At 46.3% G+C, this 25,143-nt stretch carries 20 protein-coding genes, 1 tRNA gene and 1 pseudogene; 9 read left to right on the top strand and 13 right to left on the bottom strand.

The window, feature by feature from the left end; genetic code table 11:
- Window positions 1-311: 311 nt before the first annotated feature.
- The 3 genes from AOC29_RS03450 to AOC29_RS03440 form a co-directional block, all read right to left on the bottom strand.
- Window positions 312-387: transfer RNA gene (locus AOC29_RS03450), tRNA-Thr, on the bottom strand.
- A gap of 15 nt (window positions 388-402) precedes the next feature.
- Window positions 403-882: a DUF1854 domain-containing protein gene (locus tag AOC29_RS03445; RefSeq protein WP_215296645.1), complete on the bottom strand. Its 480-nt coding sequence runs from the start codon at window positions 880-882 to the stop codon at window positions 403-405.
- Window positions 879-3,248 carry an ABC transporter ATP-binding protein gene (locus AOC29_RS03440; RefSeq protein ID WP_215296644.1) on the bottom strand — a complete coding sequence of 790 codons (2,370 nt, stop codon included), beginning with the start codon at window positions 3,246-3,248 and terminating at the stop codon, window positions 879-881. Before AOC29_RS03440 ends, AOC29_RS03445 begins: the two co-directional genes overlap by 4 nt.
- 204 nt (window positions 3,249-3,452) lie before the next feature.
- Between AOC29_RS03440 and cphA (AOC29_RS03435) the strand changes: the two are divergent.
- The 4 genes and pseudogenes from cphA (AOC29_RS03435) to AOC29_RS03420 all read left to right on the top strand — a co-directional run.
- A pseudogene (cphA, locus tag AOC29_RS03435) lies at window positions 3,453-5,633 on the top strand (cyanophycin synthetase); the annotation flags it as partial.
- 12 nt (window positions 5,634-5,645) lie between these two features.
- Window positions 5,646-8,216 (top strand): cyanophycin synthetase, encoded by a 2,571-nt coding sequence (gene cphA, locus AOC29_RS03430; protein ID WP_215296642.1) that lies wholly within the window; start codon window positions 5,646-5,648, stop codon window positions 8,214-8,216.
- Between the two features lie 152 nt (window positions 8,217-8,368).
- A complete protein-coding gene (locus AOC29_RS03425; RefSeq protein WP_215296641.1) occupies window positions 8,369-8,602 on the top strand; it encodes an antitoxin in 234 nt (77 codons plus the stop codon).
- Window positions 8,599-8,991: a type II toxin-antitoxin system VapC family toxin gene (locus AOC29_RS03420; protein WP_251370058.1), complete on the top strand. Its 393-nt coding sequence runs from the start codon at window positions 8,599-8,601 to the stop codon at window positions 8,989-8,991. The genes AOC29_RS03425 and AOC29_RS03420 overlap by 4 nt, the downstream gene beginning before the upstream one ends.
- Window positions 8,992-9,005: 14 nt before the next feature.
- Here AOC29_RS03420 and AOC29_RS03415 read toward each other — a convergent pair whose 3' ends face one another.
- Window positions 9,006-10,004 (bottom strand): class 1 fructose-bisphosphatase, encoded by a 999-nt coding sequence (locus AOC29_RS03415; protein WP_215296640.1) that lies wholly within the window; start codon window positions 10,002-10,004, stop codon window positions 9,006-9,008.
- A gap of 176 nt (window positions 10,005-10,180) precedes the next feature.
- On the opposite strand from AOC29_RS03415, the gene AOC29_RS03410 reads away from it, so the two are divergent.
- Window positions 10,181-10,384, top strand: coding sequence for a type II toxin-antitoxin system VapB family antitoxin (locus AOC29_RS03410; RefSeq protein ID WP_215296639.1), 204 nt, complete (start codon window positions 10,181-10,183; stop codon window positions 10,382-10,384).
- Between the two features lie 401 nt (window positions 10,385-10,785).
- Here the strand turns inward: AOC29_RS03410 and pepN are convergent, their stop codons facing one another.
- The 5 genes from pepN to AOC29_RS03385 all read right to left on the bottom strand — a co-directional run bounded on the left by pepN (window position 10,786) and on the right by AOC29_RS03385 (window position 17,610).
- A complete protein-coding gene (gene pepN / locus AOC29_RS03405) occupies window positions 10,786-13,395 on the bottom strand; it encodes an aminopeptidase N (RefSeq protein ID WP_215296638.1) in 2,610 nt (869 codons plus the stop codon).
- Window positions 13,396-13,438: 43 nt separating this feature from the next.
- Window positions 13,439-14,014, bottom strand: a complete 576-nt coding sequence (locus tag AOC29_RS03400) for a TMEM165/GDT1 family protein (protein WP_215296637.1) — start codon at window positions 14,012-14,014, stop codon at window positions 13,439-13,441.
- Window positions 14,015-14,068: 54 nt separating this feature from the next.
- A complete protein-coding gene (ald, locus tag AOC29_RS03395; RefSeq protein WP_215296636.1) occupies window positions 14,069-15,187 on the bottom strand; it encodes an alanine dehydrogenase in 1,119 nt (372 codons plus the stop codon).
- A 12-nt stretch (window positions 15,188-15,199) separates the two neighbouring features.
- On the bottom strand, window positions 15,200-16,525 hold the full coding sequence (locus tag AOC29_RS03390) for an amino acid permease (RefSeq protein WP_305848924.1): 1,326 nt from the start codon (window positions 16,523-16,525) through the stop codon (window positions 15,200-15,202).
- A gap of 317 nt (window positions 16,526-16,842) precedes the next feature.
- Window positions 16,843-17,610 (bottom strand): ThiF family adenylyltransferase, encoded by a 768-nt coding sequence (locus tag AOC29_RS03385; protein ID WP_215296634.1) that lies wholly within the window; start codon window positions 17,608-17,610, stop codon window positions 16,843-16,845.
- Between the two features lie 22 nt (window positions 17,611-17,632).
- Here AOC29_RS03385 and pdxH point away from each other — a divergent pair, with 22 nt between their 5' ends.
- A complete protein-coding gene (gene pdxH / locus AOC29_RS03380; RefSeq protein WP_215296633.1) occupies window positions 17,633-18,268 on the top strand; it encodes a pyridoxamine 5'-phosphate oxidase in 636 nt (211 codons plus the stop codon).
- A 12-nt stretch (window positions 18,269-18,280) separates the two neighbouring features.
- Here the strand turns inward: pdxH and msrA are convergent, their stop codons facing one another.
- Window positions 18,281-18,853, bottom strand: a complete 573-nt coding sequence (gene msrA, locus AOC29_RS03375; RefSeq protein ID WP_215296632.1) for a peptide-methionine (S)-S-oxide reductase MsrA — start codon at window positions 18,851-18,853, stop codon at window positions 18,281-18,283.
- Window positions 18,854-18,902: 49 nt separating this feature from the next.
- Between msrA and AOC29_RS03370 the strand changes: the two genes are divergently transcribed.
- Window positions 18,903-20,300, top strand: a complete 1,398-nt coding sequence (locus tag AOC29_RS03370; protein WP_215296631.1) for an aldehyde dehydrogenase family protein — start codon at window positions 18,903-18,905, stop codon at window positions 20,298-20,300.
- Here AOC29_RS03370 and leuE read toward each other — a convergent pair whose 3' ends face one another.
- Window positions 20,301-20,978, bottom strand: coding sequence for a leucine efflux protein LeuE (gene leuE, locus AOC29_RS03365; protein ID WP_215296630.1), 678 nt, complete (start codon window positions 20,976-20,978; stop codon window positions 20,301-20,303). It lies immediately after the preceding gene.
- A 252-nt stretch (window positions 20,979-21,230) separates the two neighbouring features.
- Between leuE and AOC29_RS03360 the strand changes: the two genes are divergently transcribed.
- Window positions 21,231-22,733, top strand: coding sequence for a DEAD/DEAH box helicase (locus tag AOC29_RS03360; RefSeq protein WP_215296629.1), 1,503 nt, complete (start codon window positions 21,231-21,233; stop codon window positions 22,731-22,733).
- Between the two features lie 2 nt (window positions 22,734-22,735).
- Entirely contained in the window at window positions 22,736-23,314 is a 579-nt protein-coding gene (locus AOC29_RS03355) for a chorismate lyase (protein ID WP_215296628.1), read from the top strand.
- On the opposite strand, the gene AOC29_RS03350 is transcribed toward AOC29_RS03355, so the two are convergent.
- Both AOC29_RS03350 and hemC read right to left on the bottom strand, forming a co-directional pair.
- Window positions 23,301-24,128: a uroporphyrinogen-III synthase gene (locus AOC29_RS03350; protein ID WP_215296627.1), complete on the bottom strand. Its 828-nt coding sequence runs from the start codon at window positions 24,126-24,128 to the stop codon at window positions 23,301-23,303. The two genes, AOC29_RS03355 and AOC29_RS03350, sit on opposite strands and share 14 nt — an antisense overlap.
- Before the next feature lie 19 nt (window positions 24,129-24,147).
- Window positions 24,148-25,125 carry a hydroxymethylbilane synthase gene (hemC, locus tag AOC29_RS03345; protein ID WP_251370057.1) on the bottom strand — a complete coding sequence of 326 codons (978 nt, stop codon included), beginning with the start codon at window positions 25,123-25,125 and terminating at the stop codon, window positions 24,148-24,150.
- Window positions 25,126-25,143 lie beyond the last annotated feature (18 nt).

Raw genomic sequence — 25,143 nt, 5'->3', positions numbered from 1 at the left:
GTCTCCAAAAATGTTTACCAATTTAATTTGGCTTATTTACTTATTTAATTTGTGTGTGATTTTTAAACAAGATGTGCATGTTGAACTTGACTACCATCAATAATTTCAAAATCCTTACACATGGGCAACCTTAACATAGTGGAAACCCTGATAAATAAAGCCAAAGGCTAGGCTTAGTGTACTTACACTGCATGTTACTAATGGCATTTAATGCACAAAAAACGTACAAAAAATAAGTCTATTGATTGCAGCGGGAATTGCAATATGGGCTTGGTGAGTCTTATAGGGTTTACCCTAAATTAAATGAGGATTGGTGCCGCTTGCCGGAATCGAACTGGCGACCTTTTCATTACGAATGAACTGCTCTACCAACTGAGCTAAAGCGGCTTACCGAAATAAATTCTAGCGGAAACGGTCTAAAAGCTTTTTGCTAAGCTTGTCTAGCTGGGTAGAGTCTTTGATTAAAAACTGCAGGCCATTGGAGTCTGCAATTAACAAAGTATTACCAGCAATTCTGCGAATATCTTCTTCACCCTTCAGGCGAATGCGAGTTGGGCCTCGGTCTGTATCAATATCCCAAATACTGGGCGTAGCAAAAGTAGAGACTTTGGTAATTCTCTCAATCACTGGCATAAATTCGCGCGCAGCCAATTCTCCTTCAATCACAGCAAGCTCATCCCTTGGAATGGCAGCAACATCGGGATACCAAAATACTTCTTTACCAGACTGATCCATGATGCCTACTCCAGCACCTGGAGCAGTGATTGGAAATGCTCTTACAGGATGCACGCCAATATGCGTATTGCCCTTAGCATCTACGAAGATCATACGACCCAGAGAATCCCGCTTTAGTTGATGTGCAGATTGATTGGCTTGCGTCATACCCCGCCCCCAATATTTTTCGCAATCTCTTGTAGTTTCTCTTCTCGTTTTTCTTCCTGCTTATCTCGTTTACTCTCTTCTGAGCTTTCTTCCAAACTCTCTCCAATGGCGCCGCCCTCGACTAACTCTGCAGCATGACGCAACTGCGCTTGATACAAAGTGTAGTAAGCCCCTTGGGCTTCCATTAGATGTTCGTGTGATCCGATCTCCACAATCTCACCCTTATCTAATACCACGAGGCGATCTGCCTTTCTGAGTGTTGATAAGCGATGTGCAATCGCAATGGTTGTGCGACCTTTAACAAGGTTATCTAAAGCGCGCTGAATTTCTTTTTCTGTAGTGGTGTCAACGGATGAAGTTGCCTCATCCAAAATCAAGATGCTTGGATTAATCAGGAGCGCACGGGCAATCGAGATGCGTTGACGCTCACCACCAGATAAAGATTGACCGCGCTCACCCACTAGTGAGTCATAGCCTAGTGGTAAGCGCAGAATAAATTCATGGGCATGGGCAGCACGTGCCGCTTCAATGATTTCTTCACGAGTAGCATCAGGCTTGCCGTAAGCAATGTTCTCTGCAATCGTGCCAAAGAATAGGAATGGCTCTTGCAATACCAGGCCAATACACTTGCGATAATCGGCAATACCAATGCTACGAATATCGCGCCCATCTAAGGATATAGAGCCAGAGCTCACGTCATAGAAACGGCAAATCAAATTGACCAAGGTACTCTTGCCTGAACCGCTATGACCTACTAAACCAATCATCTCACCTGGAGCAATATCTAAATCAATACCTTTAGTTACCGCACGATTGCCATAGCGAAAACCCACGCCGCGCATCGAGATGCGTCCACTGACAGGCCCCAGAGGTGCGGGATTAATCGGTTCAGGAACGCTCGAGACATGATCCAAAATATCAAAGATACGCTTGGCACCCGCAGCTGCTTTTTGGGTGTGCGACACAATACGACTCATTGAATCAAGTCGTACATAAAAACGGCCGATGTATGCAAGAAACGCAATCAAGACACCAACGGTGACTTTCTGATGTGCCACTTGCCAGATACCGAAACCCCACACCACTAATAAACCAGTCTCGGTTAAGAGCGTGACGGTTGGCGAGAACAAACCCCAAACACGATTTACACGATCGTTAATTTGAAGATTGTGTTTATTAGAATCTACAAAACGCTTTAACTCGCGATCTTCTTGCGCAAACGCTTTGACTACCCGAATGCCTGGGATCGTATCTGCCAAAATGTTTGTGACTTCAGACCAGATACGATCAATCTTCTCAAAGCCAAAACGCAAACGATCGCGCACAACATGAATCATCCACACAATGAATGGCAATGGCGCTAAGGTCACTAGCGCCAGCAAAGGATCAATCGAGAACAAGATAGCGGCGGTCATCGTAATCATGAGGACATCAGTCGCAAAGTCCAATGCATATAGCGACAAGAAGACGCAGATGCGATCAGTCTCTGCGCCAATACGTGCAATCAAGTCACCAGTGCGCTTACCACCGAAGTACTCAAGCGAGAGTTTGAGTAAGTGCTCGAAAGTCGTATTACGTAAATCTGCGCCAATACGTTCACTTACTAAAGCCAGTAGATAAGTTTTCCACCAACCCAATCCCCAAGCAATGATGGCCGCACCAAATAGCGCAAACAAATACATGCTTGCTAACTGAAAATCAATGGGATTACCACGCTCATAAGGAATCAAGACATGATCCATCAGGGGCATCGTTAAATACGGTGGAATCAGAGTTGCGCCAGTTGATAGCAGTGTCAGCACAAAACCGAGTAACAGTTGATTTTTATAAGGCTTAGCAAAACGCCATAATTTGAACAAGGTCCAAGTTGATGGCGGTTTGTCATCTTCAGGATCGCAAGTTGGACAACCATCAGAGTTAGCCGGTTTAGGGCTCAAGCAAACAGGACAAACCTGCCTGTCATACTCACTCACATCGTCCCGACCCTGCTCAGCGCCATGGGTCAGTTTTCTGAAGCTGGACTGCAAACGCAAAACCTGAGGATTGACTGCCAAGGTGAAATACCAAATTCTTTGCAGCGCATCCGCTGTTTCGAGCTTTAAATGACCCACACCAGCATGATCGCCATGAACGAGATGCTCTCTTGAGCTAGCGGGCCAAGATTCAAACTTTGCACCATCGGTCCAAAATAAGCCTTCTTCAGTGAGCAAAAGTAGACTTCTTTCAAAGTGCAAGTCAGCACCCAAATCAAGCTCGACCCAAGCCAGTGCTGCCTCTAGGCTTTGAATGGGGGAATTCTCACCCTCAAGAACGCTCAGCCAATCACTTGGTAGCACAGGGGCAAAAGGAAGGATTTCTGGCTTCATTAACCCTAAAAGTATAGTGGAGCTAGATTTTTTAGATTTATCGGTCCTGTCAACTTTCGGGGGTAGAAAACCGTTAAATTAGGCAAGTAGTCCTTTTTATGTATTTTTGCTATTTTTGTAGATTTTCAATAAAACTATAAACAGAGAGACAGTGAACAGCGCCACCTGCTAAATCCAGGCGCCAATCCTTTTGCAACACCATACATGCCCCAATTACTAAATAAATCCATCGAGATCCTGAGTGTTAAGCATCTCCGTGGCCCCAATATGTGGACTTACCATCCCGTGATTGAGGTTTGGATTGATATCGGGGATCTTGAAGACTATCCCTCTAATCTGATTCCTGGCTTTTATGACCGCCTGGTTCAAGCACTGCCCAGCTTAGTTGAACATCGTTGCAGCTACGGAGAAACCGGTGGCTTTCTCAAGCGCGTCGAAGAAGGCACTTGGCCTGCTCACATCATGGAGCACCTGACGCTCGAGTTGCAAAACCTAGCAGGTATTCCAGGTGGCTTTGGTAAAGCGCGTGACGGTGATCGCCGTGGTGTCTACAAAGTGATGGTAAGCGCGATCAATGAGGAAGTCACCCTCACTGCCCTCAAGTACGCACGCGACCTCTTTCTTGCTCTTGCGCAAGACAATAAAGATTGTGTTGCTGAAGTTCAAAATATTATTGAGAGTCTGCGTGACATTGGTGATGATTTATTACTAGGACCTAGCACTGCTTGCATCGTTAATGCGGCTGAAGAGCGTGGCATTCCTTCTATCCGTCTATCGGCAGGCAATTTAGTTCAATTGGGTTACGGCGCAAAACAGCGGCGCATCTGGACTGCTGAAACAGATCAAACTAGCGCAATCGCTGAAACAATTTCCCGTGATAAAGATTTAACGAAGAGTTTGCTACGCAGCGCTGGCGTACCAACCCCAGAAGGCCGAACTGTTACTAGTCCTGATGATGCCTGGGAGGCCGCACAGGATATTGGATTGCCAGTGGTTGTCAAACCCATCGACGGTAATCATGGTCGAGGTGTGTTTATTAATCTGTATACCCAACAAGAAATTGAAGCTGCTTACGCAGTAGCCATTGATGAGGGTAGCGAAGTATTGGTGGAGCGTCATATTGTTGGCGATGAACATCGCTTACTCGTAGTTGGTAACAAAGTTGTCGCTGCGGCAAAAGGGGAAACTGTATGGGTCACTGGCGATGGCAAACATACTGTTCAAGAACTGATTCAGATTCAGATTAATTCTGATCCCCGTCGCGGCACCGCAGAAGAACATCCACTCAATCCAGTACGTATTGATTCTGCAGTAGAACTCGAACTTGCTCGCCAACAATTAACTGGCACTAGCATTCCAGCAACAGACCAAAAGGTATTGATTCAGAGTAACGGCAATGTAGCATTTGATGTCACCGATTTAGTTCATCCTGATGTTGCTAGTCAAGTAGCCCTAGCAGCACGTGTGGTTGGTTTAGAAATTGCAGGCGTTGATTTGGTAGCCCAAGATATTAGCCGCCCGCTTGCTGAGCAAAACGCTGCCATCGTAGAAGTCAATGCTGGCCCAGGTCTCTTAATGCATCTCAAGCCTGCTAGCGGCAAACCTCAACCCGTTGGTAAAGAGATTGCAAACCACTTATTTCCTCAGGGCACAGATTTCCGCATTCCATTGGTAGGTATTTGTGGTGAGAGTGGCAAAACACCCGTTGCTGAAATGATTGCTCATTTCCTGCGCCTCACAAACGTCTATGTTGGCTTGTCTTGTAGTAAAGGTTTATTTTTTGGCAGTCGCTCGATTCCAAATACCAATGCATCCAATTGGGAAAACGCACGTCGCACCCTCCTGAATCGTGCCGTAGAAGCAGCGGTGATTGAAAATAACCACCTATCTATGCTGATCGAAGGATTGGCCTATGATCGCTGCCAAGTTGGCGTCGTACTCAATGTTGATCCTAAAGCCAACTTCCCACAGTACGCTATCTATGATGAAGATCAGGTCTTTAGTATTGTGCGCACTCAAATTGATGTAGTTCTACCAACCGGTGTGGGGGTTCTAAACGCCGATGATCCAATGTGTCTGCAGATGGCTGAGCTATGTGATGGTGAGGTGATTTTCTTTAGCGAGCATTCAGATTCAGAAGTGATTAAAAACCATCTACTCAATGGTGGTCGCGTCGTACTAGTTGGCAAACAACAAATTACCTTGAAGTCTGGAAAGCTGGATCAAAAATCAATCCCCGTGCCGCGCCACTCTGAATCTAATAGCGCCGTGCCATGGAAGACTATGAATCTCGGCGCTGCGATTGCTGCTGCTTGGGCATTAGACATTCCGTTTAACGTGATTGAAGCTGGTGCAGAAACTTATATACCAGATGCTACAACTGCAATAGGGGCTTAATTGGAAATCACCCGTATTCGCATGCTACGTGGCCCCAATTTATGGAGCCGCCACACTGCCCTAGAAGCCATCGTTACTTGCGATCCTTCTGAGCGCTCGATTGATGCTATTCCCCAATTTGAAACGAAGATTCGTGAACGCTTTCCACAACTAGGAAGCATGCGTCGTGGTGGTTTAACTGAGCCCCTCTCATTAGCGCATGCGCTAGAACATGCTGCTCTGGGATTACAAGCTCAAGCAGGTTGTCCTGTGACTTTCAGTCGTACTGTTCAAACAATAGATGACGGCGTATATCAAGTAGTCGTGGAATACATCGAAGAAGTTGTTGGCCGCATGGCCTTTGATTTTGGTTTTGCATTGATTCAAGCAACCCTAAACGATGCTCCTTTTGATTTAGCTGCGGCTCTCTCAGAGTTAGAAGCTTTGTACGAAGATGTCCGCCTTGGACCAAGCACTGGCTCAATCGTTGATGCAGCACTTCAGCGTAACATTCCCTTCCGCCGTATGACCGAAGGCAGCATGGTGCAATTTGGCTGGGGCAGCAAACAAAAACGAATTCAGGCAGCAGAGACCAGTGACACCAGCGCTATTGCTGAAGCCATTGCACAAGATAAGGAACTTACCAAAAATCTCTTGGCTGCGGCTGGAGTATCTGTGCCGATTGGTGAAGTTGTGACTAATGTAGATGATGCATGGCGTGCTGCCCAAAAGATTGGTGGCCCGATTGTGCTCAAACCAAAAGATGGCAATCAAGGAAAAGGCGTAGTTGCCAATATCCAAACCGAAGAAGAAGTCCGTGCAGGCTTTGAAGTTACCCAAGGCTTTGGACGCGAGACGATCGTAGAGCGTTATCTTCCTGGTGCTGACTATCGCTTACTCGTCGTTGGCAATCGTTTGTCTGCTGCAGCCCGTCGTGAGCCTGCTCAAGTAGTTGGCGATGGCAAACACACTGTTGCAGAGCTGGTTGAAAAAGAAAATCAAAATCCATTGCGGGGCGATGGACATGCAACAGCATTAACCAAGATTCGCTTTGACGATATTGCATTAGCTCATCTAGCAAGCTCTGGACTCACACCACAATACGTTCCTAAAACTGGTGAGCGCGTGTTATTACGCAATAATGCCAACCTCAGTACCGGCGGCACTGCTACCGATGTTACCGATGATGTTCATCCTGACGTCGCTGCTAGTGCTATAGCGGCCGCCCAGATGATTGGTTTAGATATCGCCGGCGTAGATATCCTTTGCGAATCCATTTACAAACCTTTAGAACAACAAGGTGGCGGCATTGTTGAAGTCAATGCTGCCCCAGGATTGCGCATGCATTTAAAGCCCTCCTACGGCAAAGGCCGCCCTGTAGGAGAAGACATTATTAATACGATGTTCCCACCAGGCGAAGACGGTCGCATTCCAGTAGTTGCTGTGACGGGAACTAACGGCAAAACAACCACAGTCCGTTTAATATCCCACCTCCTCACCGAAACTGGTCTGAGGGTCGGCATGACTGGCACTGATGGCGTATATATCAATCATCGCCTGATTGATACCGGTGATTGCAGTGGTCCTAAAAGTGCGCGCAACGTATTAATGCATCCCGATGTCGATGCTGCTGTTCTAGAAACTGCTCGCGGCGGTTTATTGCGTGAGGGCTTGGGCTTTGATCGTTGTGAAGTCGCCGTAGTAACCAATATTGGTGAAGGCGACCACTTAGGATTGAACTATATCTCTAGCGTAGAAGATTTAGCGATCCTAAAACGGGTGATTGTGCAAAACGTAGCGCCAACTGGTGCGGCTGTTCTCAATGGAGCAGATCCTATGGTTGCCAAGATGGGTGATAAGTGCTCTGGACGGGTCATCTTCTTTGCCCAAAATCAACATCACCCCGTCATCACTGCGCATCGCGCCAAGAATAAGAAAGTTATCTTCTTTGATGGCACTTACATTGTTGCCTCCAAAGGATCGCGCGTAATGTATCGCTTCCCTGTAAGCGAAATCCCCCTCACCCAAAATGGCGTACTTGGTTTTCAGATTGAAAATGCTATGGCAGCCATAGGCGCTGCTTGGGCCTTAGGCCTTGATGCTGAGAAGATTGCGCGTGGCTTAAATAGCTTTGAGAGTACTGCCAACGCTGTACCAGGGCGCTTTAATCAATTCAAACACAAGGGAGCTACGGTAATTGCTGACTATGGTCACAACCCTGATGCGATGCGTGCTTTAGCAAGTGCCGTTGAATCTATGAAGCCCAAGAAAAGTCACGTGGTTATTAGTGGTGCCGGAGATCGTCGCGATGAAGACATTCGGGATCTCACGCGCATCTTGGGCAACGCTTTTGATAACGTCATCCTCTATCAAGATGCTTGCCAACGTGGTCGTGAAGATGGCGAAGTCTTAAAGCTTTTACAAGAGGGCTTAGTTGGCACTACGAAAGCCAAACAAGTGAAAGAGATCCATGGAGAATTCAAAGCAATTGATACTGCCTTGAATGAAGTTGCTGAAGGCGATGTTTGCTTGATTCTGATTGACCAAGTAGAAGAGTCTTTGGCCTACCTAAAGGAAAAGGTAAAGCCATAATCAATGAAGTAAAAATGGTAAACCCTATTCAAAAGGCCCAGTCTTATGATTGGGCCTTTTGCATTCTCAATCCTACTGAAAAATAGGCTTGCTAAAAAGATTGAATCTCATTAAAGTATATATCACTGATACATATCAAAAGAGGGGAAATCATGGACATAGCCCAAATCTTCAAAACCGGTCGTAGCCAAGCGGTGCGACTTCCCAAGGAATATCGTTTTACAGATTCCGAAGTCACTGTGCAGCACTTTGCTGGCGGCGTCCTCCTCTTGCCAAAAAATGGTTTATTTACAGCAATTTGCGCATCTTTAGACAGTTTTGAGCCAGGACTGCAATTAACTCGTGACCAACCAGAGCAACAAGATCGGGTGGAGATTGCCCCTTGATTTTGCTAGACACCAATATTTGTATCTACATCATCAATCAAAAACCACCTAGCGTTCTAGAGCGTTTCAAATCATTTCAGTCTGGCGAGATTGGCGTATCCACCATTGTCGCTGCGGAGCTCGCTTATGGTGTAGAAAAAACAAATTCAATCAGAAATAAACAGGCACTCAATTTATTTCTAGCACCAATGACTATTGTTCCTTTTGATACCAACTGCATTTGGACCTATGCTACATTGCGCGCTCAGTTAGAGAAACAAGGGCAGCCCATTGGTTCGCTAGATACGATGATTGCAGCACAAGCGCTAGCATTAGACTTACCGCTAGTCACTAATAATCTCAAAGAGTTTTCAAGAGTTTCTGGCTTAAAGCTAGAAAACTGGGTTTGATTTTTTAATTCACTTTATGCATGGTAATGCTGTAAGCGATCAATCTCTTCTTTAGACCCCAGCATGACGGAGACACGCTCATGCAAATCAGTAGGTTGTAAATCCATAATCAGATCTTTACCATTTGTAGACGCACCACCTGCTTGTTCAACCAAGAAGCTCATTGGATTAGCTTCATACATTAAGCGCAATTTTCCAGGTTTATGGGGCTCACGTTGATCCCAAGGGTACATAAAAACACCGCCACGGGATAAAACACGATGCACATCAGCCACCATCGATGCAATCCAGCGCATATTAAAATCTTTTTCACGCGCACCACCTACACCAGCTAAACACTCTTCTACATAGCGGCGCACTGGGTCAGCCCAATGGCGCATATTAGACATATTGATAGCAAATTCTTTAGTAGAGTGCGAAATCGTGACAGCATCTTTAATCAACAAGAACTCACCGGTCACTTTATTTAAGGTAAACATCACTACGCCATCACCCAAAGTTAAAGCCATCGTTGTTTGAGGGCCATACACCACATAACCCGCCGCTACTTGGTGACGACCCGATAATAGAAAGTCAGTAGTTTGTAATGGCGCTTGTGGATCTTGCTTTTTAAGAATTGAAAAGATCGTGCCGATAGACACATTCACATCGATGTTGGAAGAGCCATCTAATGGATCAAACAATAAAAGATAGTCGCCGGTACCTTGCACTGGCACTGGTAATTCCATTTCTTCAGACGCCAGCCCAGCAAGTGACTTACAAGCTTTAACGCCCTCAATTAATAAATCGTTGGCAATGATGTCTAGCTTTTGCTGAACTTCACCTTGCACATTACCAGTGCCTGCGGATCCTAATAAACCAATTAAAGCTCCTTGAGCGACTTCATGACTTAAGGTAGAACAAGTATTAACAACAGCAACCAGCAAATCTTGTAGTCCAACGGGAATTGCTACGCCCTGAGATTTAGTTGTTGCTAGATATTGCTTGAAATTTGTATGGGTACTGGAAGACAAAGCGATTTCTCCAAGGTGCTATTGAGATTAGGGTCTATTTTGCCCTGTAATGAAAGTTTTACCTAAAAGAAGGTTCTTATTTGCTTTCGATCTAATTTTCCTCTTTTCAAGACTAAAATCATCGTATATGATGACTAAATTGATGTTGTTTTACATCAAATTTGATGAGAATAATCATGAGAACTACAGTAACCATTGATGACGACCTATATCAAAGCGGGCTAGATCTTGCTGATCCTGGCATGGATAAGGCAGACCTTTTCCGTGAAGCCATGAATGTATTTGTACGGGTACAAATCGCTAAACGACTTGCTGCGTTAGGGGGTAAGGCGCCCCAAATGAAAAACATTCCTCGGCGCAAATCCAATGGTGCTCAATAAACATGACGATGGTTTTAGCGGATACCTCAGTGTGGGTATCTCACTTCAGAAAATTGAATCCATCATTTACGTCTTTGTTAGTAAATGATCGAATTCTATGCCACCCTCTAATTTTGATTGAGCTTTCATGCGGATCTCCTCCGTCGCCACGCTCTAGAACTCTAGATTATTTAAAAAAACTGCAGCAAGCTACTGTAGCCACTACCGAAGAAATATTACAGTTTATTGAAACGCATAAACTTCATGAATCCGGATGCGGTGCAATTGACATCTCTCTGCTTGCCTCCACTCTTCTATCAGAAAATGCACTCATTTGGACTCTTGATAAACACCTTGAGTCACTAGCGATCCAACTTGGTATTTCTTATAACCAACAACTTCACTAACGAAGTCATAAGAAATCAGTCCCCCAAAGCCTTACCAATGACCTCGCGCACATCTGGCGAGAGGGTTGGGCATGCAGCCACCCGCTCTAAGGCAGTCTTCATCTTGCCTTGATAAGGCTCTGCAAACAAGCGCCAGCGATCCAATGCTCTAGCGAGGCGCGCAGCAACTTGTGGATTGATGGGATCTAGAGCTAAGACACTTTCAACCCAAAAAGCGTAGCCACTGCCATCGGCTTGATGAAAGCTTGCTGGATTGTTGGCACAAAAAGCATGAATCACACTACGTGCACGATTTGGATTGTTCAGCTTGAATGCTGGGTGCTCACGCAAACGTTTGACATCAGTAAGAGTTTGCTCAAGTCCATCAACCGGTGGACGGCTCGATTGCAATGCAAACCACTTATCAATTACCAGAGCATCGTTTACAAAGCGACTAAAGAAATCATGCAAACAATCATTGGCAGGCGTAGCACCATGAATGACTAATGTCGCCAATGCGGCATAACGATCAGTCATATTGTCAGCAATTTGATATTGATTTGCTGCCATTGGCGCCCAAATCTTTGGATCGGCCTCAAGCAACATAGTGAGAGCGAGATTTTTGAGCGCACGCTTTCCTGAATCAAGAGCATCAGACTTAAATGATCCAGGCGTTTGGTTCTGCTGATAAAGTGCAGCCCACTCTAGTTGCAACTGCTTAGCAATTTCTCTTCGGAATGCACGACGTGCAGTAAAGATTTTTTGGGGATCTACACTAGCGCACTGTTCATATAAATAAGACTCTGCAGGCAGGGTCAAAGCAAGCTCTTTAAATGCAGGATCTAAATTGGGATCGAGCAATAGATTGCGGTAAGCATCAATCAGACCAGCATCAGGCAAGCGCTTGTTCAAAATCATTTGCATGGCTAGTTTTTGACCCGCCTCCCAGCGATTAAAAGGATCATCATCGCCAGAGAATAAGGTTAAGAGATCTACCTCGCTTTGCTCAAAATCGATGTTAATTGGCGCAGAGAAATTACGATTAATAGATAGAACGGGACGCTCAGTGAGATTGTCAAAGGTCCACGACTGAGTTGGTTCAGTAAGCTCTAGTAATTGCTCTGTTTGATCATTGGCAGCATTAATCAAGCGGATCTTTAGTGGAATATGAAATGGCTTTTTCTCATTCTGACCAGGGCTTGGAGCACAGCTTTGCGTCAGAGTGAGTTGATACTGATGATTGACCGCATCATAGTGCTCTGCCACTTTCACCCGTGGCGTACCTGCTTGGCTATACCAGTTTCTGAACTGAGTGAGGTCTTTGCCGTTAGCATCAGCCATCGCCGCTAAGAAATCATCACAAGTGACCGCCTGTCCATCATGGCGCTTGAAATACAAATCCATACCCTTGCGAAAACCTTCTCTGCCCAGCAAGGTCTGATACATTCGGACAACCTCTGAACCCTTTTCATATACGGTAACGGTATAGAAGTTATTAATCTCCTGATACTCGTCTGGGCGAATGGGATGAGCCATCGGACCCGCATCCTCTGGAAATTGCAATTGACGTAGCAATCTCACGTCTTCGATACGTTTAACCGCCCTACCAGACTCAGTACCCATTTGATCTGCCGAGAACTCTTGATCTCTAAAGACAGTTAAGCCTTCTTTGAGGGAAAGTTGAAACCAGTCTTGGCAGGTCACCCGATTACCGGTCCAGTTATGAAAATACTCATGGGCTACAACGCTTTCAATATTGGCAAAGTCAGCGTCTGTTGCAGTTTCAGCTTGAGCTAGAACAAACTTGGTATTGAAGATATTCAAGCCCTTGTTCTCCATCGCACCCATATTGAAGTCACCTACTGCAACAATCATGAAACGCTCAAGATCTAACTCCAAACCAAAGCGCTTTTCATCCCAATGAATCGAGGCAATCAATGAATCCATTGCATGACGGGTCTTCTTCAGATCATGCGGTTCAACCCAGATCTGTAATAACTTTCTGGCACCACTGCTAGTAGTGATGGTTTCTTCGATGCACTCCAACTTGCCAGCAACTAAGGCAAATAAATAAGAGGGTTTTGGAAATGGATCTTCCCAGCTTGCGCTATGCCAACCGTTGGGTAACTTCTCTTCTTTTAATAAATTGCCATTTGAAAGGAGTACAGGGCATTCAGCTTCACGCGCTCGCAGAGTCACACGATAACGCGCCATCACATCAGGGCGATCTAAGAAATAAGTAATCTTCCGAAAGCCTTCTGCTTCACATTGCGTAAAGAAGTTCCCATTCGAAACATATAGTCCCATGAGGCTGGTGTTCTTATTGGGAACACACACTGAAATAATTTCAACAATGAATTTATCTTTACCTTCATTTGGCAAAGAATGAATGCTCAAAGTTTCTGGGGTGAGTTCAAAATGGCGATGCGCTGTGCCATTGATCCGCAAACTCACAAACTCCAACTCCTGACCAACCAACACTAAAGGTACGCCAGGTTCAAAACTTTTGCCTGGTAATACTTCGATTTTGCTTTTCACGATCGTGCGGGCGGGATCTAAAGCAATATCCAACTCAACTTGGTCAAAGGTATATACGGGGGGAAGATATTCGAGCCGACGAAAGCTCTGAGACAGATCAGTTTTCATCTGACTATTTTAAGTCGAGAGGCCCCCAATGTAGAGGATTAGCTTAACTCCATGCCAGAGTGGCCACACCAATAGCAATAAACGTGATTGCTGCAACAGCATGCACCCATTTGATTGGCATACGTTGGGTAAATTTCTGACCAATCCATACCGCTGGGGCATTAGCCAACATCATCCCCAATGTAGTGCCGATCGTTACCGAAACCACATCCTCATATCGAGCACCCAAAGCAATAGTTGCAATTTGCGTCTTATCTCCCATCTCAGCCAAGAAGAATAGGACAACCGTCAGCATCAATACCTGAAGCGCACGATCGGCCACTTTAGAATCTGCCGCATCATCAATATGATCGGGAACCAAAAGCCATAAACCAATCCCTAAAAAACTGGCGCCCAAAATCCAACGCATCACATCTGGAGAAACCAGAGTCATCAGCCAGTGTCCAAGTAAGGCAGCACAGGCATGGTTTGCAATCGTGGCAATACAAATACCTGCAATGATGGCTAGTGCTTGCCTAGGGTAGCGAGCAGCAAGCATTAAAGAAAGTAATTGGGTTTTGTCACCCATCTCCGCTAATGCAACTACACCAGCGGAGAGGGTTAAGGCTGAAACATCCATGGATCTTGTGGCTTTAATGAGTAAGTATCTAGCCAGTGTAAATCCTTCAGGTGACTAGACTACAAAGAGCTCCTCCGCAAGAGCAAAGTCAAGACCCTGAGCCTGTGCGACAGGCTGAGAAGTCAAAACACCTTTATGAACACTCAAGCCATTGCGTAGGTGATGGTCAATCGATAATGCCTTCACCACCCCACGATTAGCTAACGCCTCTACAAAAGGATAGGTTGCATTGGTTAATGCAAAGGTAGATGTCCTTGCGACTGCACCTGGCATATTGGCTACGCAGTAATGCAGTACTCCATCCACCAGGAAGGTCGGATCTGCATGAGTGGTCGGTTTCGATGTTTCAAAGCAACCGCCCTGGTCAATCGCAACATCCACAATCACCGCACCTGCTTTCATTTTCTTGACCATCTCTCGTGTCACCAGTTTAGGTGCAGCAGCACCTGGCAAAAGAACGGCGCCAATCACCACATCAGCCTCACACACTTCTTGTTCAATTAACAAACTATCAGAATAAAAAGTGCGTACGCGATTGCCATAGAACATATCAATCTGACGCAGGCGATCAATATCGCGATCGAAGATGCAGACATCTGCGCCCATACCTACTGCCATTTGTAAAGCATTGCGACCGACTACTCCACCACCCAAAATCACAATCTTAGCCGGCGAGACACCAGGTACACCTGCCATCAATACTCCCAAACCACCATGGGTTTTTTCTAAATGGGAAGCTGCAGCCTGAATCGACATTCGTCCTGCTACTTCACTCATGGGAGCAAGTAAAGGCAAAGCACCATTCATGGCGGTAACCGTCTCATAAGCAATACATGTCGCGCCGGATGCTAATAAGGCTTTGGTTTGGGCTGGATCTGGCGCGAGATGTAAATAGGTAAATAAAATTTGATCCTCACGCAGCATGGCACATTCTTGTGGCTGGGGCTCTTTCACCTTCACAATCATCTCTGCCTTCTGAAATACTTCTGCTGCACTGTTGATCAAAGTAGCACCTGCAATACGATAGGACTCATCACTCAAACCAATTTGCATCCCAGCACCTCTTTGAATCAATACCGAATGCCCTTGCTTACATAAGCCACTGACATTACCTGGTGTGAGGCCCACCCTAAATTCATTATTTTTTACTTCTTGTGGAACGCCAATAATCATTGTTATCTCCTGTTATTTAAATTGACGACTATTTTTTGTTTTACGGTGCAAGCCAACGATGTAAAACATCGCGAGATACACCCCTAATAGACATGGACCTAATATCAAGGCCATGCGCGCATCTTCATGAAAGCCCATCAGCACTACTACTAAGAAAATAAATGCCAGAGCAAACCATGAGGAATAAGGCCACCAAGGTGCGCGGTAACCCAATTCAGCTACTTGCGCTTTGCTTAAAGAGCGACGGAACTTCATTTGGGTAAACAAGATGGCAATCCATACCATCAAGCCCACAAAGGTGACCGCTGCCATGATGTATTGGAAGGCCTTATCAGGCACAAAGTAGTTCAGTACTACGCCTGACATACAAACTGCCACAGTTACTATCACCGCACGATGCGGCACACCATACTTTGAGAGCTTGGCAAAAGACGCTGGGGCATAGCCGTTTGAAGACAAAGCATACAAAAGGCGACCACCGCTGAAGATGCCAGCATTGCATGATGAGAGAGCCGCAGTGATCACTACGAAGTTGATCAATCCGGCTGCCTCGCGTAAGCCGATCCGCTCAAACATCACCACAAATGGACTGCCCTGCTGACCTACCTCATTCCATGGAAAGATCGCTAAGATAACCAAGATCGCACCCATATAGAAAATGAGGATGCGCCAAGCTAAAGAGTCAATCGCCATGGGTATCGTTTTCTTCGGATTCTCCGCCTCTCCAGCAGAAAGACCAATCATCTCGATGCCAACGTATGCAAATAAGACCATTTGCAAAGAGAGCAGCATACCGCTAATGCCATTAGGGAAGAAACCACCATGCTGCCAAAGATTACTCAGGCCGATTGGCTGCCAATCATTCGTAAAGCCAAAGAGAATGACTGATCCACCCAATGTGATCATCGCCACAATGGCTACCACCTTAATGAGCGCAAACCAAAACTCAAACTCACCAAATATTTTTACGGCAATGAGATTGATCAGACCCATCATGACGATCGACGATAACGCCCAAACCCATTGAGGTATCTCTGGAAACCAGATCCCCATATAGATCCCAACTGCTGTGACCTCGGCGATTCCGACCACAATCCAGTAGGTCCAATAACCCCAACCCACCATATACCCCGCTAGTGGTCCAACATAGTTATTGGCGTAAGCAGCAAAAGAGCCTGCCACAGGTTCATGCACCGCCATCTCACCCAGAGTGCGCAATACGATGAATGCCACGATTCCGGCAAGTAGATATCCCAAGAGAATGGAGGGTCCAGCGATTTGTATTGCACTCGCAGATCCCAGAAATAATCCAACGCCAATCGTTGAACCCAAGGCCATTAAACGAATGTGCCTTACTTTAAGGTGGCGTTTCAAGCCGGTTTGTTCAGTCTGCAAAAGAGACCTCCTTTCGATTTGTCGTTGGCGGTTTACCAACGAAGCAAAGTCTAGGGAGGACTTGTCATCTGCACTAGGGGATAAAAATAACTAAAGTGACTAAATGATCAAAAGTAAATACTCAGCAAATATAAATTGCTTTTAAATCATGAGGCATCAGATTCGTTTGCTGGATATGACTGCAACAGAATCAGTAATTTCCTACAGGGAATCCCCTTAAGGATTTATAGGAATTTTTCTGAACTAACTGGTCAATGCCATTAATTTTGATGTTGACCGATCAGATTTAGGATCTCTGCAGCGGCAGCTAAACCGCAAGCGGCCGTAACCATGACAGTTGAGCCGTAACCAGAACAAGCCAATCCGCCGGTACTAGCACCAGCACGAGGTTCATGAGAGTAGATGGCTCGAATACCAATCTGGTGTTTTAGGTTTCTAGAGAAACCATGGTCCTGCCGTAAGCCTTGGCGTACTTTGGCTAGCAAAGCATCTTGTTCAGTGCGGGATAAATCATCACAGCGTACCGAAGTAGGATCAGTTTTGCCGCCTGCTGCACCACACATGACTAAAGCGCGCTGATTTTTTCGAGCCCAAACTGAGAGTGCAATTTTGGTTTGCACTGAATCAGTAGCATCCAAAACATAAGCATTCAAAGGAATAATGCGGTCGAGATTCTCTGGCTCTAAAAATTCATCACAGGCAGTTAGTTGAATTTCAGGATTGATTTGCAAAATACGTTGGGTCATTGCTTCGACTTTAGCCTTGCCATACTGACCATCGAATGCATGTAACTGACGATTGGTATTACTCTCTGCAATATGATCAAAATCGACCAGTACTAAATGGCCAATGCCAGTTCGTGCCAGCGCTTCTGCGGCCCAAGATCCCACGCCACCAAGGCCCGCTACTACAACAGTGGCATTCTGAAAGCGGACACGCAACTCAGATCCATAGAGTCTAGAAACCCCTCCGAAGCGGCGCTCTTCAACACTACCTTCATCCACGTTTTCAATCTTGTCTTCTGCCATAGCTTCTCTTTATACTGAATAAATGGACTCTATTGCTCAACTCCGTAAAAACTACACCTTTGGTCAGCTTTCAGAATCTGAGGTTCCACGCAATCCTTTGCCGCTGTTTCAGCTTTGGTTTAACCAGGCCATCACAGCAGAGTGTCCTGAACCCAATTCCATGACCTTAGCTACCGCCGATAAAGCCGGAAATCCCTCTGCCCGTATTGTCTTACTAAAAGGTGCCGACGAAAATGGCTTTACCTTTTTTACTAATTATGAAAGCCAAAAGGGTAAAGAGCTTGCTGTACGCCCTCAAGCCGCACTCCTCTTTCATTGGCATGAGTTAGAACGCCAAGTCCGCATTCAGGGAGTTGTCGAGCGCGTTAGCCCAGAGGAAAGTGATCAGTATTTCCATTCTCGCCCTCCAGCATCTCGGATTGGTGCCTGGGCTTCCCCCCAAAGCACCGCTATTCCAAACCGAGAGTTTTTAGAAGAAGCTGAAAAACGCTTCAAGTCTGAATTTGGTGATAAACCTCCACGCCCTGAGCACTGGGGTGGTTATCGCCTAAACCCAACCGAGATTGAATTTTGGCAAGGGCGTCCTTCTAGGCTGCACGATCGCATTCATTACAAGCGCGATGGCAGCAATTGGAAAATCAATCGCCTTGCGCCTTAAGCACCTTAGCGATTAAGCATACTTTGGCGCAATCAGTGATTTAAATTTCGCTCTAAATTTCGCCAACTTTGGTGCAACCACAGCAGCACAATACCCTTGATGGGGATGTTGCTGGAAATAGTTCTGGTGATAATCTTCAGCCGGGTAAATTGTTGGCGCATCATCAATTTGCGTCACGACCGGATCCGCATAAACTTTAGAATTCTCCAACTCTTGCACGACCTCATGAGAAATCTTGGTCTGCTCGTCACTATGGGTAAAAATCACCGAACGATATTGCGTCCCACGATCATTACCTTGATAGTTCAAGGTGGTAGGGTCGTGAATCACAAAGAAGATTTCCAGTAGATCTCTGAAAGAGATTACCTGGGGATCAAATTGAATATCAACAATTTCTGCATGGCCTGTGACACCTGTGCAAATGGATTCATAAGAGGGGTTGGGTCTAGCGCCCCCAGCGTAGCCCGAGACGACACTGTTCACGCCTTGAATCTGCTGGTAAACAGCCTCAAGACACCAAAAACATCCTCCGCCCAGGGTTGCTCGCTCTAAGGAAGGTGGGTTTTTATCAGTAATTTCAGTCATGGCTTTATCCTAATACCTTATTTACATGTTTGCCAACTATTAATCCGCTATGAATCGCTTCACTATCCAGTTTGATGAAATCAAAGCAGCCTACGCAGCTGAACCTAACCCCACCCTAGAAGTGAGGCTCGAGCGCATTGGTCGAATTGAAAAAATGATTGCGGCCAATGAAGAAAAGCTATGCAAGGCCTTGATCGCTGATTTTGGCGTTCGCCATCCGATCGAAACTCGCCTAGCTGAATTTCAGATGGTGTATCAAGCCTGTAAATACAGTCGCAAGCATCTAAAACACTGGATGAGACCAGTACCCATGGAAACACCCTGGTATATGGGCTCTTCAGAGGCTTGGCTAGAAAACCAATCGATTGGCGTTGTTGGCATTATGAGCCCTTGGAACTACCCAATACAGTTAGCTCTTCTTCCCGCTATTGCTGCATTAGCTGCTGGTAATCGCGTTTGGCTAAAGCCCTCCGAACGGAGCTCACGTACCTCTGGATTTTTGGCAGGCTTAATTCAAGAATACTTTCACCCTAGTGAATTTTGCGTCAGCACTGGCGGTTCTGATGTAGCGGAACCATTTGCCGCTCTACCATTTGCCCATTTATTGTTTACCGGATCAGAGGCTATAGGCAAAAAAGTGATGCGCGCAGCTGCAGAAAACCTAACACCAGTGACACTAGAACTTGGCGGCAAGACTCCTGCCATTGTTGATACCTCTGCAAAACTTAAGGACACTGCTGCAGCGATTGCTTATGGCAAGTTGCTCAATAGCGGTCAAACTTGTATTGCGCCCGACTATGTTCTCATTGAAAGTAGCAGTCAGGCTGAGTTCATTCAAGAACTGCAAGCAGCAGCACAGACTCAATTTAGTAACCCAGAAGAGCTGACTGGCCCGATTGATGATGCCCAGCTAGAGCGTTGGCAGCACCTTGTTAGTGATGCCGTGGAGCGTGGCGCAAAAGTCATCCCGCTATTAAATAATCCCGCTGCAGGTGGAAGACGCTTTGAACCCCTTGCTTTAATTGATGTTCCTCATGATGCTCGGGTACTGCACGAAGAAATTTTTGGCCCGATTTTGCCAATCATCACTGTAGCCGATACTGTAGCAGCTATCGCTTATGTCAATAGCACACCGAACCCTTTAGCCTTGTACTGGTTTGGTAAAAACAAAAAGCATTTGCAGCAAATGATAGAGAATACGCGCTCTGGTGGCATCACTATTAACGATGTCTTCTTGCATGCCACCGTTGATTCCTTACCTTTTGGAGGCGTGGGGGCTAGCGGCATGGGCAGCTATCACGGTAAAGCAGGCTTTGATACCTTTAGTCACCAAAAACCAATTCTTCAAGTGCGTGGGCTGTTTGGCACAAGCCTCTTAAAAGGTACTCAAGCTGTGCGTCCGCCTCATGGAAAAAAAGTGGAGCAGTTGTTGCGTCGCTTAAAGTAGTCAGTCAACCATTAAACGAATTGCAAATCCAATAAATAGGATGCCTGCAAGCATCCATACTGCCGCAGTAAAGCGGTAGTGATGCTTGAAATACTTTGAGAAAAATTGCCCAATAAAGATCAGCCCTGTTAGATGGGTCATGCTCATCATCTGCAGAACCGTTGCAAGGTAAATAAAAGTCAGGGCTGGATGTGCAAAATCTGGCCGAATAAATTGCGAGAAGAAAGCGATAAAGAAAAAGATTGCTTTAGGGTTTGTTAAAGAAAGTGAGAGTGCAGCGAGTAGTGGATGTAATTGCATTAAGCGCGCTTGAATCTCAAATACTTTTGAATGCGATTGCGTCGTCCAGCGCTGTTGCCCGCTTCGTAGCAAACCTATTCCCAACCAAACCAAATAGATTGCCCCGATGATGCGTACACACTGAAACAGTAAAGGTGAAGACATCAAGAGTGAGGCGGCTCCTAGCGCCACAGCGCTCATCAACACCAAATCGCCGATGAATATTCCAAGCGCACCCCAAGCGCCAGCACGCCAACCCTTTTGCGTTGCAATCGTTAATACATAAAGCGAATTAGGGCCAGGTAGCAAGATGATGAGCAGTGTCCCAAGCAAATAACTTGAGAAGTCCACGATTCCTGCATTTGAGGGTGATAAGAGGCTTAATGCGAACCATTCCATCACAACATCATAATTAATTCGGGAAAACCCTTGTAATCACAGTCTCAAACTGCCATAATGAGAGGCTTTTTCAAGCAATATGATTCATCGCCCCCCAGCTCTATTTCAGCGTATCGTTTAGAAGTTATAAACACCGAAGTTAAAAAAACGCGCTGCCGCTTGTCTGATGGTCGATGCCTTTGACCATCGCACCCTATAAAAAACCATGGGTGCAACATACGGAGACATCCCTTTAAGGGGATGTGTAATAGCATGACTTTTTCTAAAGAAACTAAACCTGAGTCGAATGACTCAAAGAGCACTGGAACTGAATTCCAGAATTTCGCCTTAGCGGCGCCACTTCTTAAAAACGTTGCTGAACTGGGTTTCACCCAAGCTACTGCTGTGCAAGCTCAGGTTATCCCTGCTGCTTTAGCCGGTGGTGACTTATTGGTCAGCAGCCAAACCGGTAGCGGTAAAACCGCAGCCTTTTTATTGCCTTTAATTAATCAACTGATTGAAAGCAACCCAAATAATTCACCTGTACCCGGTCGTGCACAACCTAAAGTATTAGTGCTCTGCCCTACTCGTGAGTTAGCGCAACAGGTTGCCGCCGATGCAGTGAACTTAGTTCGTGGCATGAAAGGCATCCGCATCGCTACTGTCATGGGTGGTATGCCTTACGGCAAACAAATCCAAGCATTAAAAGGTGCATTGCTAGTTGTTGCAACCCCAGGTCGTTTGCTCGACTTGTGCGATAGCAAAGCAATTCGTTTAGATGATGTTAAGCAGCTCGTGATTGACGAAGCTGATCGCATGCTCGACATGGGATTTGCTGATGATCTAGAAGCGATTGATAAACGTTGTGCTGGTCGCAACCAAACCTTGATGTTCTCTGCAACTTTTGCGCCTAAGATTATGTCTTTAGCAAACGAGTTGACTACAGATGCTAAGCGTATCGAACTTGCTCACGCCGGTGAAAAGCACGCCAACATTGAGCAGAAGTTGCACTGGGCTGACAGCATGTCGCACAAGCACAAACTCCTTGAGCATATTTTAGCTGACGCCTCTTTGGATCAAGCGGTTGTGTTTGCAAGCACTCAAGTAGAAAGTGAAAAGATCGCTGATACCTTGCGCGCTAATGGCTACGAAGCTACAGCCCTGCACGGTGCAATGCCTCAAGCTGTGCGGATGCGTCGTCTCGAATCACTTCGTAAAGGTCATACCAAGATTTTGGTAGCAACCGACGTAGCGGCTCGTGGTATTGATGTGCCACGCATTAGTCACGTAATTAACTTTGGTCTGCCAATGAAGCCTGAAGACTATACACACCGCATTGGTCGTACAGGTCGCGCTGGTCGTAATGGCGTTGCAATCACTTTGGTTGAACATCGCGATCGCGCCAAGATTCGTAATATCGAACGCTTTACTCAACAAGATATTGTTGCTTCAGTCATCGCAGGTCTTGAGCCACAAGCCAAGCCTAGCTTTGGTGGTGGCGGTGGCCGCCCTGGTGGTAATCGCTCAGGCGGCGGCTTTGGCGGTAATCGCTCAGGCGGCGGTGGTCGCTATGGCTCCGGCGCTCGTTCTGAGTCACGCTTTGGTGGCGGTGGCGGCGGTAATACAAGTGGAAGCCGCTCAGGTGACTCCCGTCCAGCTCGCCCAGCGGATTCACGTCCTGCACGTGCTGCGGATTCCCGTCCTGCACGTCCGGCCGGCCCACGCTTTGCCAAACCAAAGTCTGGCGGCCAACGTCGTAACTTTAGCGGTAGCTAAATATGACTGACCGCAATCGTCTCCGTTCTGCATGGAATCGAGTCGGTTCCGGTCAAATTCATCGGGCGCCACGAAAGTGGCAACCATGGCTAAGGGACACTGGGTCTCTAACCCAAAAAATTGAGGATGCGATTGGTCAAAAACTGCAAGTTCAGGTTTTGCGTGATTGTCCTCAAACCTTAAATAGCGATGAGAGTCGCTATTTTCATTTCAAAATCAGACGCTGTCGCGTTCGTGAGGTTTTACTCTGCGTGAATAATATTCCTCTCGTCATGGCGCATAGCATCATCCCTACTTTCAGTGCGAGTGGTAGCAATCATGCAGTATTGCGCTTAGGAACAAAGCCATTAGGTGCAGTGCTCTTTGCGAAAACGCGCATGCACTCGAAAGTAAAGCCTGCTCGCGATATTGCTCGCTTAGATAAAAGCAGTGCTCTATGGAAAAAATGCTCGAAGAGTCATGTTGGTCTGAGCTCACCGTTGTGGGCACGGCGTACCCTTTATCGTTTAAAGGGTCACCCAATTTTGGTGAACGAAATTTTCTTACCAGCCCTGCTCAACTACTCAACTACGAAATCGTGATCCATGCTAATGTGGCCTTAATTAAGGCTTCATCGCCTGACTCGGTAGTTAACACTTCACCAAAGCCAATGGCTTTGGCTGCATCAGCGATATTGTGATGCGGACATAAGGCGCTAGCACTTTGCAAGCCCTGCACCAATTGATCCTTCATCACTTGGCCAAGATAACGTACTGCCTCAGATGAGGTTAACAGCCAAAGAGATTTAGAAACGTCCATTTGCTGTATGGCGTGCCATGCGGGATTATGAGTATCCAAGGGCACACGAGTGTATGTAGAGATGGCTTCTACTCTTGCGCCAGACTTTTTGAGGGTCTCTGCCAGCCAATCGCGGCCACCCTCACCCTTAAAAATCACAACCTTCTTGTTGGACCAATCCCACTGCAGCCCTTGCAGTTCTTGCCACAATCCTTCTGAATCCCATTGCTCATTATTTTTCGGCATCAACACAGGGGTCGGATTTGCTTCTGACCCAATGCCATGGTTCCTGAGGGCTAAAGCACTACTTCCACCCATGACGCCAATCGGAATAATCTTCTTAGAAAAGTCTTGCCAGTCCCGCTCAAGCAAACGCATGACAGATTCAACGGCATTAGGGCTAACAAAGATTGCCAAGTCAGCATCTTTTAAGGTGCTAGCGATGTGGTCAGCAAGCTGCTCATCATCCTTAGGAACAATCGTTAACAAAGGAAGTGCAACGATTTCTGGCAGACTTCGCTTAGCAATCCCGCTCTTCTCGATAGTTTGGGTGAGCACTTCGATCAACTGGCGAGCTTGACCGCTCGGCCTGGTGATCACAATCGTTTTTGTGCTCATCGCAACTATTGATCGAATTTTATTTTGGGATGTTTGGAATTAAATCAGCAGCGCCCTGAGCGAGTAAATCTTTTGCAACCGCAAGCCCCAAAGCTTCGGCATCTTCCACTGACTGAACCGATGCATTGCCATTGGCCAAACAAATTGCTTTGCCATCGGTGCTGGCGACAAAAGACCGAATTTGCATTTGGTTCTGATCCCATACGGCATGCGCTGCCAAGGGTACTTCACAAGAACCGCCTAACTGACGCGAGACCATGCGTTCTGCTGAGACAGCATATAGGGTTGGCAGGTCATTGAGTGGCGACAACCATTGCTTGATATTAGGATGACTACTTAGCGTCTCAATTCCTAAAGCACCTTGCCCAGCGGCTGGTGTGTAGGGATCGTACGGAAGACAAGCACGAATACGATTTTCTAGACCTAAGCGCTTTAATCCTGCTGCAGCCAAAATAATGGCTTGATACTCGCCACGATCCAACTTACTCATACGCGTATCTAAGTTGCCACGTAAAGGTTGAATTTCTAAATCAGGAAATTTAGCGCGGAGTACGGATTCGCGACGTAAACTCGAGGTGCCTACAACAGCACCTTTTGGAAGATCTTCCAGGCTTGCATAATCATTCGATACGAAGGCATCACGGGCATCTTCTCTAGCCATCACACAAGATAGATCGAATCCCTCAGGCATCACCATCGGTACATCTTTGAGGGAATGTACCGCTAAATCTGCTCTTCCATCTTCGAGGGCAGTTTCTAATTCTTTGACGAAAAGGCCCTTGCCACCCACTTTAGAGAGGGCTCGATCCAAAATTTGGTCTCCCCGAGTGGTCATCCCCAGAATCTGCACGTCGCAGCCAGGATAGAGCTTTTTGAGGCAATCTCGCACGTGTTCGGCTTGCCACATAGCCAGACGACTTTCACGGGAGGCGATAACTAGACGCTTTGGGGCTTCCAGAGCACTTGAAGGGGATACAGAATTTAAGTTTTGGGACATAACATTTAAAATAATTAA

Source organism: Polynucleobacter sp. JS-JIR-5-A7 (genome assembly GCF_018687935.1).
GTDB lineage: Bacteria > Pseudomonadota > Gammaproteobacteria > Burkholderiales > Burkholderiaceae > Polynucleobacter.
Note: the sequence above shows the minus strand (reverse complement) of the source record. Positions and strands in the feature narration are given on the sequence as shown.

Excerpts from the sequence above, each read along its gene's own strand:
- AOC29_RS03445 (WP_215296645.1), bottom strand. The coding sequence starts at position 882 with ATGACGCAAGCCAATCAATCTGCACATCAACTAAAGCGGGATTCTCTG.
- AOC29_RS03440 (WP_215296644.1), bottom strand. The coding sequence starts at position 3,248 with ATGAAGCCAGAAATCCTTCCTTTTGCCCCTGTGCTACCAAGTGATTGG.
- AOC29_RS03425 (WP_215296641.1), top strand. The coding sequence starts at position 8,369 with ATGGACATAGCCCAAATCTTCAAAACCGGTCGTAGCCAAGCGGTGCGA.
- AOC29_RS03410 (WP_215296639.1), top strand. The coding sequence starts at position 10,181 with ATGAGAACTACAGTAACCATTGATGACGACCTATATCAAAGCGGGCTA.
- pepN (WP_215296638.1), bottom strand. The coding sequence starts at position 13,395 with ATGAAAACTGATCTGTCTCAGAGCTTTCGTCGGCTCGAATATCTTCCC.
- AOC29_RS03400 (WP_215296637.1), bottom strand. The coding sequence starts at position 14,014 with ATGGATGTTTCAGCCTTAACCCTCTCCGCTGGTGTAGTTGCATTAGCG.
- ald (WP_215296636.1), bottom strand. The coding sequence starts at position 15,187 with ATGATTATTGGCGTTCCACAAGAAGTAAAAAATAATGAATTTAGGGTG.
- AOC29_RS03390 (WP_305848924.1), bottom strand. The coding sequence starts at position 16,525 with ATGGCCTTGGGTTCAACGATTGGCGTTGGATTATTTCTGGGATCTGCG.
- AOC29_RS03385 (WP_215296634.1), bottom strand. The coding sequence starts at position 17,610 with ATGGCAGAAGACAAGATTGAAAACGTGGATGAAGGTAGTGTTGAAGAG.
- pdxH (WP_215296633.1), top strand. The coding sequence starts at position 17,633 with ATGGACTCTATTGCTCAACTCCGTAAAAACTACACCTTTGGTCAGCTT.
- msrA (WP_215296632.1), bottom strand. The coding sequence starts at position 18,853 with ATGACTGAAATTACTGATAAAAACCCACCTTCCTTAGAGCGAGCAACC.
- AOC29_RS03370 (WP_215296631.1), top strand. The coding sequence starts at position 18,903 with ATGAATCGCTTCACTATCCAGTTTGATGAAATCAAAGCAGCCTACGCA.
- leuE (WP_215296630.1), bottom strand. The coding sequence starts at position 20,978 with ATGGAATGGTTCGCATTAAGCCTCTTATCACCCTCAAATGCAGGAATC.
- AOC29_RS03360 (WP_215296629.1), top strand. The coding sequence starts at position 21,231 with ATGACTTTTTCTAAAGAAACTAAACCTGAGTCGAATGACTCAAAGAGC.
- AOC29_RS03355 (WP_215296628.1), top strand. The coding sequence starts at position 22,736 with ATGACTGACCGCAATCGTCTCCGTTCTGCATGGAATCGAGTCGGTTCC.
- AOC29_RS03350 (WP_215296627.1), bottom strand. The coding sequence starts at position 24,128 with ATGAGCACAAAAACGATTGTGATCACCAGGCCGAGCGGTCAAGCTCGC.
- hemC (WP_251370057.1), bottom strand. The coding sequence starts at position 25,125 with ATGTCCCAAAACTTAAATTCTGTATCCCCTTCAAGTGCTCTGGAAGCC.